Annotated in this window: 12 protein-coding genes and 3 tRNA genes; 8 read left to right on the plus strand and 7 right to left on the minus strand. The window is 51.1% G+C overall.

All coding sequences use genetic code 11. The annotated features are described in order from the left end of the window. Positions 1-29: 29 nt before the first annotated feature. Positions 30-1487: a 23S rRNA (uracil(1939)-C(5))-methyltransferase RlmD gene (gene rlmD, locus F5984_RS19285; RefSeq protein WP_152125863.1), complete on the minus strand. Its 1458-nt coding sequence runs from the start codon at positions 1485-1487 to the stop codon at positions 30-32. Between the two features lie 66 nt (positions 1488-1553). Here rlmD and F5984_RS19290 point away from each other — a divergent pair, with 66 nt between their 5' ends. After that, a complete protein-coding gene (locus F5984_RS19290; RefSeq protein WP_152125864.1) occupies positions 1554-3812 on the plus strand; it encodes a gliding motility-associated C-terminal domain-containing protein in 2259 nt (752 codons plus the stop codon). Between the two features lie 61 nt (positions 3813-3873). Next, the gene (locus F5984_RS19295; protein WP_152125865.1) at positions 3874-4683 is read left to right on the plus strand and encodes an SDR family oxidoreductase; all 810 of its coding nucleotides are present in this window, start codon (positions 3874-3876) and stop codon (positions 4681-4683) included. A gap of 33 nt (positions 4684-4716) precedes the next feature. Here the strand turns inward: F5984_RS19295 and F5984_RS19300 are convergent, their stop codons facing one another. Then, positions 4717-5385 carry an SH3 domain-containing protein gene (locus tag F5984_RS19300; RefSeq protein WP_152125866.1) on the minus strand — a complete coding sequence of 223 codons (669 nt, stop codon included), beginning with the start codon at positions 5383-5385 and terminating at the stop codon, positions 4717-4719. A gap of 135 nt (positions 5386-5520) precedes the next feature. On the opposite strand from F5984_RS19300, the gene F5984_RS19305 reads away from it, so the two are divergent. Together F5984_RS19305 and F5984_RS19310 are read left to right on the plus strand one after the other, a co-directional pair. Beyond that, positions 5521-5596, plus strand: a tRNA-Lys gene (locus F5984_RS19305). Between the two features lie 60 nt (positions 5597-5656). Then, positions 5657-5729 (plus strand) — tRNA-Lys (locus tag F5984_RS19310). A gap of 351 nt (positions 5730-6080) precedes the next feature. Here the strand turns inward: F5984_RS19310 and F5984_RS19315 are convergent. Next, the gene (locus tag F5984_RS19315; RefSeq protein WP_152125867.1) at positions 6081-6494 is read right to left on the minus strand and encodes a DUF3127 domain-containing protein; all 414 of its coding nucleotides are present in this window, start codon (positions 6492-6494) and stop codon (positions 6081-6083) included. A 289-nt stretch (positions 6495-6783) separates the two neighbouring features. Here F5984_RS19315 and F5984_RS19320 point away from each other — a divergent pair. Together F5984_RS19320 and F5984_RS19325 are read left to right on the plus strand one after the other, a co-directional pair. Beyond that, positions 6784-6865: transfer RNA gene (locus tag F5984_RS19320), tRNA-Leu, on the plus strand. Between the two features lie 350 nt (positions 6866-7215). After that, entirely contained in the window at positions 7216-7479 is a 264-nt protein-coding gene (locus F5984_RS19325; RefSeq protein ID WP_152125868.1) for a hypothetical protein, read from the plus strand. A 295-nt stretch (positions 7480-7774) separates the two neighbouring features. Here F5984_RS19325 and F5984_RS19330 read toward each other — a convergent pair whose 3' ends face one another. After that, complete coding sequence (locus F5984_RS19330) at positions 7775-8305, minus strand: DUF5946 family protein (protein WP_152125869.1); 531 nt, start codon at positions 8303-8305, stop codon at positions 7775-7777. Between the two features lie 511 nt (positions 8306-8816). Between F5984_RS19330 and F5984_RS19335 the strand changes: the two genes are divergently transcribed. Continuing rightward, positions 8817-9260 (plus strand): response regulator, encoded by a 444-nt coding sequence (locus tag F5984_RS19335; protein WP_152125870.1) that lies wholly within the window; start codon positions 8817-8819, stop codon positions 9258-9260. A 275-nt stretch (positions 9261-9535) separates the two neighbouring features. Then, positions 9536-10024 (plus strand): GtrA family protein, encoded by a 489-nt coding sequence (locus F5984_RS19340; RefSeq protein WP_152125871.1) that lies wholly within the window; start codon positions 9536-9538, stop codon positions 10022-10024. 132 nt (positions 10025-10156) lie between these two features. On the opposite strand, the gene F5984_RS19345 is transcribed toward F5984_RS19340, so the two are convergent. From F5984_RS19345 to F5984_RS19355, 3 genes are all read right to left on the minus strand, one after another. Next, positions 10157-10771 carry a deoxynucleoside kinase gene (locus F5984_RS19345; protein ID WP_152125872.1) on the minus strand — a complete coding sequence of 205 codons (615 nt, stop codon included), beginning with the start codon at positions 10769-10771 and terminating at the stop codon, positions 10157-10159. A 174-nt stretch (positions 10772-10945) separates the two neighbouring features. After that, positions 10946-11473, minus strand: a complete 528-nt coding sequence (locus F5984_RS19350; protein ID WP_152125873.1) for a 5' nucleotidase, NT5C type — start codon at positions 11471-11473, stop codon at positions 10946-10948. A 29-nt stretch (positions 11474-11502) separates the two neighbouring features. Next, positions 11503-12891, minus strand: coding sequence for a dihydrolipoamide acetyltransferase family protein (locus F5984_RS19355; RefSeq protein ID WP_152125874.1), 1389 nt, complete (start codon positions 12889-12891; stop codon positions 11503-11505). Positions 12892-12906: the final 15 nt, after the last annotated feature.

The following is a 12906-nucleotide window of genomic DNA, read 5'->3' on the forward strand; positions in this document are numbered from 1 at the left end:
CCTCAAGGGGTTACATGATGTGGTTAAAATTATACCCGGCGCGTCAGTAAAACTACATTTTCGATATGGTGCGTGTGCGGAAACATATCAACCGGCTGCACATTGCTCACCTGATAGGCTTCGTCCAGAATAGCCAGATCGCGGGCTTGCGTAGCGGTATTGCAACTCACGTACACAATACGTTTGGGAGCAGCCTTAAGCAACTGACGGGTAACGGCCTCGTCCATGCCCGCCCGGGGCGGATCTGTAATGACTACATCGGGGTGGCCGTGTTCGTCCATAAAGGCGTCGGTCAGCAAATCCTTCATATCTCCTGCGTGGAAACTCACGTTCGTAATGCCGTTAACCTCCGCATTCACACGCGCATCTTTCACGGCATCCTCTACGTACTCAACACCCACCACTTGCCGAGCCTGCCGGGCTACAAAAAGGGCGATGGTTCCGGTACCGGTGTAAAGGTCATACACCAGCTCCTGCCCGGTTAAGCCAGCCCACTCGCGGGCAACTTTATAGAGATTGAAAGCCTGACCCGCATTGGTCTGATAGAACGATTTGGGTGCTACCCGGAACGTGAGCGGGCTTCCGTCGGCACTATGGCCATCGTTCATCTGCTCCTCAATGTAGGGCGTACCGGCATAATTCACCACCTCCAGATCGCCGTAGGTGTCGTTCTTTTTGGTATTGATGATGTAATTGAGCGAGGTAATCTGCGGAAACTGTTCGAGCAGATAATCGAGCAAGTGAGCCAGCCGGTCGGGGTTATCCTGCGCCACCTGCATGGTTACCATCACCTGCCCCGTCGATTCGGCCGTGCGGATAATGAGCGTACGGAGGTAACCCACGTGGGTTTTAAGGTTGTATGCCGCCAGATTGTGCGCGTGCATATATTCCGAAACCGCCAACCGAATGGCGTTGGAAGGGTCGGGTTGCAGGTAGCAATGCCGAATGGGTAGCACCTTGTCGAACCGGCGGGGAATATGAAAGCCCACCACCCGCTGATCAATGCGCTCATCGGAGGTTACCTCGGCCTGCGTCATCCAGCGCCCTTCGGCAATGGTAAATTCAAGCTTGTTCCGGTAGTACTGGCGTACGTCGGCCGGCATAATTGGGCGAATAGATGGCAACGCTACCTTACCGATCCGCGTAAGGTGATCAACAACCTGTTGCTGTTTAAATGCCAGTTGCTCTTCGTACCGGATATGTTGCCACTTACAGCCCCCACAGGTGCCAAAGTGTTCGCAGAACGGCTCGGCCCGCACAGCCGAAAACGAGTGAATCCGCTCGGCAACAGCCTCACGATACTGTTTCTTCACATTAACAATGCGCAGATCGACCACATCGCCCGGAGCTACCGCCGGATTACCCGGCCCAGCTTCCACAAAAATAACCCCCTCAGGGGTACGCACCAGGCACTTCCCTTCGGCGGCCACTGCGTCAATCTGAACGCCTTCCAACCGTTGGGGTGCTTTATGACTCCTTCTTCGCATAATACCTGAATAAAATGCTAAATTAACCCACATTTTGGACCTGTGCAGATTGGAAAACGTTTACGTATGCCCACTTTTTACCAACAGACTCGTTTTAAGCTACTTATTGCCGTTCTGTTCCTGCTAAGCTGGACTACCGTACGGGCTACTCACATTGTGGGCGGAGAACTGGAACTCCAGTATTTGGGGGCCTCCAGCACGTTCTCACACCGCATCAACATGAACCTCTATTTCGACGATATCAACGGGAACCGAGGAGCCGTCGATCAGACTGTGTTTGTGTATGTTTTTAGGAAACGCGATAACGGATACGAAGGACGGGTAGCCCTACCGCTTGTGGGCGATACGTTTGTCAACTACTCCAACGCAGCCTGCGCTATCGGCAACCTGCGTACCCGTTTACTCCGGTACAGTATCGACGTGACGTTCTCCAATAATTTTAGCGACCCCGAAGGCTATTACATGGTTTGGGAACGGTGCTGCCGCAACAATTCCATCGCCAATATTATCAATCCGGGGGGAGCGGGCTCTACCTTCTGGCTCGAGTTTGCCGCACCCTGGCAAAACAGCCGACCGTTTGTCAACTCAACGCCTTCGTTCGGTATCGCCAAGGGCGACTATATATGCACCAACCGGCCCTTTAGTTTTGATTTCAGCGCCCGCGATGCCGACGGCGATAGCCTGGTGTATTCGATGGCTACTCCGCTCAACGGATACAGTACGGCCACTGTACCCGACCCCAGCCAGAGCAATAGTGTGCGCGGGGGCCCCTACCCGCTTGTCAGCTGGGCACCGGGCCTATCGGCTACCAACGCCATTCCGGGAACGCAACCCCTCCGTGTCGACCCTCGCACGGGACTACTTACCGTTGTGGCCAATACGCCGGGTTTGTACGTTTTCTCGGTATTGGTAGAGGAATACCGCCGAACAGCCGGGCGGCCCCCGGTTCGGATTGGGCAAGTCCGGCGCGACTTCCAGCTCCAGGTGGTCGATTGCCCGCCCAACGACCCACCCCGGATTCTGATGAAACCGCAGGGCGCGAAAGAATACTACAAACGCGGCACGGTACTGACCATCAACGAAGCCGACCAGAACTGCCTCACGCTATTCCTGACCGACCCCAATCCGAACCAGCGCATCACCATTACCAACGCCAGCGGCACCCTGCCGGGCCTTTCGCTTACTCCCAACATCGTAACTACCCGCACCGGTACCGATACCGTCAGGGCCGAGTTCTGCTTTGGCCGCTGCCTCACCAACGGGGTAAGCGGACGGGTAACGCTCGCGATTCGGGCTACCGACGAAAGCTGCCCGCAAGGATTGACCGATACCCTGCTAGTTCAGCTAAACGTGATTGCTGCCCCAATTAACCGGCCTCGGGTGGTCACCACGCTCCCGCAAGACAAAGCCCAGGTGACAGTGGGTGGTTCGCTCTCGTTTAACGTAGTTGGCACCGATCAGGATAATGATATTGTCTCGGTACAGGCTATTGGGCGAGGGTTTACGCTCGCATCGGCCAATATGAGTTTTGCTACGGGCTCGGGCTCGGGCCGCATTACCCAACCGTTCGTCTGGCGTCCGAGCTGTACGCAGGCCACACGCGGAAAATACCTCGTCGATTTTGTGGTGACCAAAACCCGCTGCAACCGTACTCTCCGTGACACCGTTACCGTCGACCTGACGGCCGTGGGGCTACCCAGCCAACCGCCCACCATCCGCACCAGCCTTCCTAATCCGGTTATCGAACTAACGCTTAATCCGGCCGATGAAACCCGCTCAACGATCCAGTTCGATGTGTTGGGCAACGATCCCGACCGTGACTCCATCCGGCTCACGGGTACCGTTCGTGGAGGTAGTATGGCCGATTTGGGCGTCAGCTGGCGTGATCTGTTCGGTCGGCCCTCGCTCCAGTCGGGCTTCCTGTGGCAACCGTCCTGCGAACTCCTCCAGGGTAAAGAAGAAGCTACGTTTGTGTTCGACTTTGTGGCCGACGACCGGAGCTGTCAGCCCAAACACGCCGATACAACCTCCGTAACGGTTCGCCTGAAAAACCCAACCGTGGATTACACCCTGAATATCCCGAACGTATTTACCCCCAACAACGACGGTATCAATGATTTCTGGTCGGTAGCCGACCTACCCGCCGACAATTGTTCGGAGCAGTTTCAGTCGGTCGAGATTGTCAATCGGTGGGGTCAGGTGGTATATCGAACCAAAGACCGCAACTTCCGCTGGACGGGAGCCAACACAACACCGGGAGTCTACTATTATCTCATTAAGTACACCCGGCAACAGTGGAAAGGTACCGTAACCTTATACAGGTAAGGGGTAAAGCCGGTATCACGCGGCCTGGTGCCTATCTTTGCGGTTTAACGTCACCCACTCTATGCAACAAAAAGTTGTCCTGATTACCGGCGCTTCGTCTGGAATCGGGCGGGCGCTGGCCTTCGCATTTGGTAAGGAAGGAGCCTCTATCGTGATTTGCGCCCGTAAGCCTGATGCGCTCACTACTGTCAGCCAGGAATTAACCGAGGCAGGCATTAACAATCTCGCTCTCACGGCCGATGTCAGTGTACAGGCCGACGTTGTCAAACTGATTGATGAAGCCGTGGCCCACTACGGCCGGTTGGATATTCTGATCAACAATGCCGGCATTACTATGCGCTCGATGGTTGTTGACGCCGACCCTGAAGTGTTCCGCAAAGTGATGGACATCAATTATATGGGCACCGTGTACGCGACGCGCTACGCCTTACCGCATATCCTGAAAACAAAAGGCTCGATTGTCGGAATTTCGTCAATTGCGGGGTATCGGGGTTTACCGGTTCGGGCGGGCTATTCGGCGTCTAAATTTGCTATGAATGGCTTTTTGGAAGCTCTCCGCACCGAGTTGCTGCATTCGGGCGTGCATGTGCTGACGGCTTGCCCAGGCTTTACCAGCTCAAACATCCGCACGGCGGCCCTCGACGCATCGGGGCACGAAGCAGGCGAAACCGTGCGCGACGAAGAAAAAATGATGAGTGCCGAAGAGTGTGCCGACCATATTCTGCGCGCAGTGAAACACCGGAAGCGCGAGCTTGTTCTGACAGCACAGGGCAAACTGACTGTTTTCCTGAACAAGCTTTTCCCCAAACTCACCGACACCCTCGTGTACAACACGCTGGCTAAAGAAAAGAACTCGCCCCTGAAACGGTAAGGTTACAGAGCCGACGCATCACAACGCGCCCCTTTAAATAAGCCAAACCTGATCTTTACGGACGTAGTACAGCCGATCGTTCCAGAAGATACGGAGCCAAATATCTTCACTACCGAGAATATTCACCTTGTGGCCGCGCCCGATCACCTCCGATACGGGTGCGGCTGCCGAAGGTTGTTGCCGTAGATACACCCGATCGCGGCTCGTAATGCCTGACCGGTAACCCTCGGGCAAATTGACAAACAAAAGCAATGTAATCAGGTATAGTAGCACGACCCACTTGTGCCGGGCAGGTGAAAACTCCTTGCGGGCCATCTTCAGCACGAGTATCACAAAAACGTATATACCCAAGCCAAGCAGAAACAGCAATAAGTAAATACCGTACTGCTTATAGAATAAATAAAAATAATTGAGGTCATCGGTTTCATAACCAATCAACCCATTCGACCGAGCCACCTCATTCATCTTCCGCAGTACTGATTCGTTCGGGTGACGATCAAAAAAAATTTGCAGGTAGAAAAGGACCCGGGCCGGATCGTTGTTCCGTTCGGCGGCATACGCCAGCTTAAGCAGTACCGGATCGGTAGCCATCTGACCCTCAGCCAATGCCGCTTCGTAAAGCAGAACAGCATCGTCTAAACGACCCAGCGCGAAGAGCGAATCAGCCGTTCGTAACGACACCGCGCCCCAGCTTGTAAACACGAGTTGACAAAGAAAAAAAACGAGAAATAGGCTTTTTTTGAGAGTAGGGGCTTGCATTGAATAAATAAAGGGCATACTTTTGCACCACGATTTCAGAAAGCAGTCACGATTGCCAACTGAAATACAAAAGTAATCGATCTGGTAGCTCAGCTGGTAGAGCAATACACTTTTAATGTATGGGTCCTGGGTTCGAATCCCAGCCGGATCACCAAAGTAACAGTAACCAGTAGCAACGCTCAGTTTATTCTCTGACTGACCTTGCAAACTAACCGATCTGGTAGCTCAGCTGGTAGAGCAATACACTTTTAATGTATGGGTCCTGGGTTCGAATCCCAGCCGGATCACGAAGAAGCCCCGACCTCGGGGCTTTCGTGTTTTTAGCCGATTTGACAATCCTGAGCATAGGACAAGTTTCTTTTTCTGACCGGTCGGCGGCCCGGAGGATTACAGGATAAACAGGATTTTCTCCGGCCTGAGTAAATCCTGTTTATCCTGTAATCCTGTCAGAAATTTTTTTTGGCAAACCTGCTGTAATGAACTTCTCCTACAACCGGCAGAACAATACACGTTTACTGTTGGCACCAGGCAGTCGCTCACATACATATATCTGTGCGCACCAACACGCAACAGGGCCGACAGACTGAGAACGGTGCGTTCTCTATCTATCGGCCCTGTGTGTAAACTATCGGTTCTGCTTAGAACGGCAAATCGTTCGTCTCTTCATCAAACGAAGTGCTGCTGAACGGCATCGGCGACGAAGCTGCCCGCGCCTGCGGAGCCGACGCCCCCGACGACTGACGCGGTGCGCCCGCTGCTGCCGGAGCCGCACTACCATTGTCGAGTTCGACGCGCCACGCCCGAGCTTCGGTGTACCAACGCTCGTTGTATTCGCGCGACTCCACGTTAAAGGTCACTTTGAGGGTATCGCCCAGCGCGAACTGTTTCAGATCGTCCGTTTTGTCGCCCCAAATAGACAGACACACCATCTTAGGGAATTGTGAATCGGCTGTTTCGATAACAAACTCCTGCTTTTTCCAGGCTCCGTTCCGTCCCTGACCCGTTACTTCCGGCAACAACTTGTGCAGCTTACCGACTAATTCTAATGCCATAATGATTGATCCAAAAATCGGGTTTGTGAGAGGCTGAGCTAACTGACCAGCCCCGCCCGTATGCGCTTAAATGAAGGTCTAAATTACAAAATTTTGGTCATTTTTCGGCTTTTTTTGACAATTTTTATGGGCTGTTTTACCCCCAAAATAAGCACTTCATCCCGTGATTACGAATTAGTTATAGGGCCCGAAGCGACTAACTGGTAATAGGGTCATTGGGGTGAATTATCTATCTACGGGTTGACAAAGCTATTCTACTGCCCTATATTTGCACCCAGTTCAAGGAAATGGCCACGTGGTGAAACTGGTAGACACGCCATCTTGAGGGGGTGGTGCTTCACGGCATGGGAGTTCGAGTCTCCCCGTGGTCACTCAAGAAACAGATTATGAGCCGCTTACACATTGATGTAAGCGGCTCTTTTCGTTTCCGGTTGATGCGATGGTTGAGGTATTCCTTTTTGTTTAATCTGATTATCCAGCGACGAAGGAAAAACACCTACCTCCGGTAAAATAGGACATGAAAAAACCGCCAACCTGATGGGGTGGCGGTCAAGAGTATTCGTAGAGAGCTGTCAACTTTGTACAGTACAACCAATCAAAAACAGGCTAATTTATACTTTCCGAAGGTGAGCTATATAGCTCACCTTATGTTATTAAATTATTCTAATATTGACTACCTGACTCTTTAATCTTGTGTTAGAAAAGTTTTAATCCTACAGAAATGTCAAAACTGAAAGTAATCTTGATTACAGTAATGCTGTTTGTAATTGATTTATTTGTGTATTTTGCTTTAGGGATTGCTCTAATGGATTACGATGATAACTATGATGAATCAAAAGGTGAATATTGGAGCTGGAATAGTTTGACGCTATTTGACAAAACTATTATAGTTACTTTAAATATTTGGAGTATCCTTAATGTGATAGCAGTTGTCTTTTTACTCTATAAAGGGTACAAAAAAATGAGGTATAAATCTGTTGTATAAGTGAGTATTATGTTATCAACCCATTCAAGTACGACCATCAAGATACAACGCTGATGCTTCTATCGCAAGCCTACCTCCCCTCCAGCCACTCCTTCATACCCTGTAACATATTCTATAGCAGGGCCTCCATCAATTTAGAGATCGCTCCGTAGATCAGTTTGCCCCCACGGGCTTTTAAAACGAGCCTTTCCGTATTTCACCTATCGTGATAGGCTTGGTGAGTATTTAGTAAACCATCAGACAAAGTCCCCCGCTAAATGCGTCAAAGTAGGTATTTATGGATCATGTGTTACGGCTAATGATACCTGGTCAGGAACGTATCGGCTATCAATGAGACGAGATGATGATGGTCGCTATATGACGTGTAGACATCCATTGCCCATTGTCGTACCAGTCTGACACAATCCTGAGTCGAAGTAAGACCCACTAAATCTGACGTTGTCAGATTGCCCCTGTGTTGCAAAGGAGGAGGTGTCAGAAACTCTTTTTTGTTTTTCTTATACTGGTTTATAACTACGCTCAACAAAGGGGTTTTTAGGTAGGTCCATTGGACTTCCTTCTCAAATATCAGAAACAACCTTGTCAAATGAATATGATTGTTCCAGGGGCCATGAATCTCGCTATGCTGTAAAGCCATGGCATCCACACTTAAAAAGCGGGTTTGGTAGAAGAGCGGATTATTGAAGTCAAGGAGTTCAACTAGGTGGTGAGCATTGGCGTGACATTCAAAAACGCCCCCAGCAACATTGGCCCCACAAAACTGACAATCTCCCTGGCTCTGTAAGGTAATACCATTTTTGAGCGCGTAATCGATCAAATCTTGCATAGGTCAGGTAAATGTACGTTGTGACACAAGTTCTGTTACAGCCCAAACTTTATAATTGACCTCAACCCTGCGTTTACTTAACCAATTGGGTTTTAGTCGAACCAAAACTTGCGTTTACTCGCCAATAAAACAAGGGCAACTATCAGGCCGACTACTGAAGCACTGGAAAAGCCAACCATACCAAAGTAGGCACTAACCATCAATAGCGTGACTATTAGATTCGTGGGTTTCATTTGGATTTGTGGAGGTGGTATAACCTGAGTAGCTAAATCACACTCGTAATATACAACGCAAGTAGTAACACCCCTAACTCTCCCCTATCAAACAGTCATTCATCTGTAGCTTCGCCCCTCTAACAGCCGACCCCAGTCAACTCCGTTTGTGAATCTTCCCAAACGCATTCCGTCGGCTAAACTTTGCCGCCTATTGAGCCTACGGCCAATCCGGTTTCGATAACACACCTTACTTTTGGACAATTTACGATACAGTTTCTCACTAATTACTACGTAGAATGTCTCTCCACGGCCCGATTATTTCTATTGAAGACGATGACGACGATCAACTAATTATCAGCGATATAATCGGTCGGCTGGGCCTACCTAACCCGGTGCGGTTTTTCCGTACCGGGTTCGATGCGCTCCAGTATCTGGCTGCAACACCCGAAACACCTTTTCTGATTCTGTGCGATATCCGAATGCCACTCATGGATGGCATCGACCTACGCCAGCGCATCAACGAAGATGAGTATCTACGCCAAAAGGCGATTCCGTTTGTGTATTATACCTCTACCAGCCGGGCAGAAGACCTTCAGGAGCAAGTCAATTTTGCGTATCAGCTGAGCGTACAGGGCTTTTTCAGGAAGGCTACTGGTCTGGATGCTGTGGAGGGACAACTCCGGCTCATTATTGAGTACTGGCAGAACTGCCTTCACCCCAACTCAACCTCGGCGGGCTGATTCACGAGCTTAGGCGCACACCGCACCCTAAGAAAGAAGACATTGCACCCGACGTAACTCGTATTTTGGTGCTACTTTTGACGGTCCGAAGTCGGACACGAACCCATTTTTTCACGTTTTTCCGGCCCATTGTCGGAAAAGCAGGCTTCAACCGGAGCGTCTGTTTTGCCCAACTGGTACAATGCTAATTTGGCAAACATTGGCCAACTGCTTATTGCAACCTACTTATTCTGTGAAGATTACGCATTTTATCACTTGTCTGACCCCCTCCCGCCATGGCAAGTGAACTCTTTAACCGCCGGGATGTCATCGCTTATTTTATTGTCGCAGCCATTGGCGCTTCCATGCAATTGGTCGTGTGCAGCCTGCTACAGGAGTGGTTCCCTATTTCGTACGTACAGGCCTTATTTATCGGCTATGTTGTCGCGTTTGCGGCCGGTTTTTTTCTGACCAAGCTTTTCGCCTTTAATGCCCGCAACTCGGCGCAAACCAAGCGTGAAATGGTCAAATTCACGATGGTATCCGTCATTTCCTGCATCATTACGGTGTACGGATCGGCGTGGATCTATGATTTTACGGCTACCCAGTTCGACCAGTATATTTTTACGATTCCGTACTCGGTAAAGGAGGTCAATTTTAACAAACTGGGTGCTCAGGTAATCGGTATGGGGCTCAGCTTTCTGAACAACTACGTGCTGCACAAGCGGTTTACGTTTGCCAATACCGGTTTTTACGATAAACTGAAAGCGTTACTCAACCTGTGATTAACGTGAATTATGGATAATGGCTGATTGATACGCATTTTGCCCTTAACTCACGTTAATTAAATAGCCATCGCGAGGCCAACGTTCGATGTTGTGACCCCGCGATGGCTATTTAGTGATACTGCCAGCTTCTTAGGAATTAACGCCCAGACGTTCGTCAATTCGCCCGATGACGTGCTGTAAATCCTGAGGGCGGTTGGCGTAATCCAGCTCATTCACGTCGATAATCAGCAGCTCACCGGCGGTGTATTCACGGGCAAACTCCTCGTATAATACATTCAGACTGTCCAGATAGTCTTCACCAATTGACTGCTCAAACGAGCGGCCCCGTTTCCGAATCTGCCCCATGAGTTTGGGCAAATCGGCCCGGAGATAGATCATCAGGTCTGGGGCCTGCACCGTGCTTACCATATTGTCGAACAGGCAGCGGTAGGTCTCGTAATCGCGCTCACTCATATTGCCACTCCGGTGCAGGTTACTGGCAAAGATGTAGGCATCTTCGTAAATGGTACGGTCCTGAATAACGCTCCGACCGCTTTCGCGAATGGTTTTTACCTGCTCAAACCGACTGTTGAGAAAATAAATCTGAAGATTGAACGACCAGCGTTCCATGTCGCCGTAGAAATCGGCCAGATAAGGGTTTCCTTCGACGGCTTCGTACAGGACATCCCAGCCGTAATGGGTAGCAAGAAGTTGGGCCAGCGTGGTTTTACCCGCGCCAATGTTTCCGGTAATGGCAATATGCATACGTTTGGCAGGCAATAGTACGTAAAGTTGTTGGGGTCGCACAAGACGATTGTGGGTGTTGGAGCCTCCCATTTGGGCACTCCAACACCCACAACCACTAAGCTAAAAACAGAACACTGTAAACCAAAGCACAACGCCTGGTTTTTGATGTGAAACTCTTTGTCGAAGCGACCATTAGAGCAATAGGTCAGCTACCTCCTGCCAGTTGTTAACGCGCTTATACTCGGTTTCGTCGCGGTTGTGCGGGGCCGAAAACAACAACCCCTGCCCAGCGAATGTCTTGATGTTACGCGGCAAATCGTCGATCAGGTACTCGGCTCCCAGAATACTCTTGTCGCCCATGAAAATGATATTGCGCCAGTGGATATACGGAAAATGCCGCGCCAGCCAGTCGTACTTTTCGCGTAGGCTGTTCGGAAACTCCATAGCGGCCGTGGCCACAAATACATCGTAGCGTTCCATTAGGCGGGCAATTGTGTCCTGAGCGCCTTCCATCACTGGAATATCAGCGAAAAAACCCGGCTCATGGACGTTCTGAAACAGAGTCTTAAACTCTCCTTCGTCCAGAAGCTCGTGAAATGATTTCTCCCGCAATTCTTCGAGCGTGTAACGGGGAGCCTCACCCCGCAGGTACAGCTGGGCAAACTTGCCGTAAGTATCAGCCATGACATCGTCCATGTCGATGGCAATGCGTTGTTTCATAACAATCCGTTGAAATAATCAATAAGGGCTTAGATCTTCTGGTCGGTGTCGAAGCCTTCGAGGTAATCGGCAACCCGCTTCACAAACTGCCCGCCCAGCGACCCATCAACCACACGGTGATCGTACGAATGCGACAGGAACATGAGCTGCCGAATACCGATCAGGTCGCCCTGAGGAGTTTCGATCACAGCGGGCTTTTTCACAATAGCTCCGAACGCCATAATTGCTACCTGTGGCTGCACAATAATGGGCGTGCCCATGATGTTGCCAAACGTTCCAATGTTCGACATGGTGTAGGTACCGTTGGCCAGATCGTCGGCGGTGAGCTTGTTTTCGCGGGCCCGCTTCGAGAGGTCGTTTACTTTTTTAGTCAGCCCCACCAGGTTATAACTGTCGGCATCGTGAATCACGGGAACAATCAGGTTACCCGAGGGCAAGGCTACCGCCATACCGATGTTAATCGCTTTTTTGACGATGATATTGTCGCCGTCGACCGAAACGTTGATCATCGGGAAGTCCTTAATAGCCTTCACTAGTGCCTCAATCAGAATAGGCGTAAAGGTCAGGTTCTCCCCTGTTTTGCGCTTGAACTCGTCTTTCAGGCGGGCGCGCCACTGCACAATGGGCGTCATATCCACCTCCACAAACGAGCTGACGTGCGGAGAAATCTGCTTCGACTCCACCATCCGCTGCGCAATCATCTTACGCATCCGGTCCATCTGGATAATATCCGCCTGGCCATTAAGCGATACCGTAGCGGGTGATTTAGCTACCGGTGCCGGCGTTGCCGGGGCCGGTGATACCGGCGTGGGGGCAGCCGAGGGGGCAGGTACCGGAGCCGCTGACGCTACTTCGGCCGACCGGTTTTCCAGATACCCAAGAATATCTTTTTTGGTCAGTCGGTTTTCGGCTCCGGTGCCCGGAATCCGGTCCAGTTCCTCACGGCCGATGCCTTCTTCTTTGGCAATACTCAGCACCAAAGGCGAGTAGAACCGACCCGCAAACGAGGGACCATCGGCCAGGTCAGGCCGCGAACGCATCGATGCAATGCTCGATTCCAGCCCCTGAGCCACCTCAAGTACGGCCGGCTCGTGCTCCTCTTCCAGATTCGGTGCAACCGGGGCCGGGGCCGAGTCGGCCGGGGCAACGGGAGCCGCGGATTCGGTCGAAACAGACGCTTCGGTTTCGATCCGGGCAATCGGAGCGCCCACGGGCACCACATCGCCCTCCTGCACCAGACACTCTTTCAGAATACCCGCATGGGTGGCAGGCACTTCGGTATCGACTTTATCGGTCGCTACTTCCAGAATGGAATCGTCGGCTTCAATTCGTTCGCCCGGCTGTTTGAGCCAGTGAATAACCGTGCATTCCATGATACTCTCGCCCATTTTGGGCATCACCATGTCGACTAAGGCCATGATTAAATCGTTGTG

It is taken from the genome of Rudanella paleaurantiibacter (genome assembly GCF_009184635.1).
GTDB classification, from domain to species: Bacteria; Bacteroidota; Bacteroidia; order Cytophagales; family Spirosomataceae; genus Rudanella; species Rudanella paleaurantiibacter.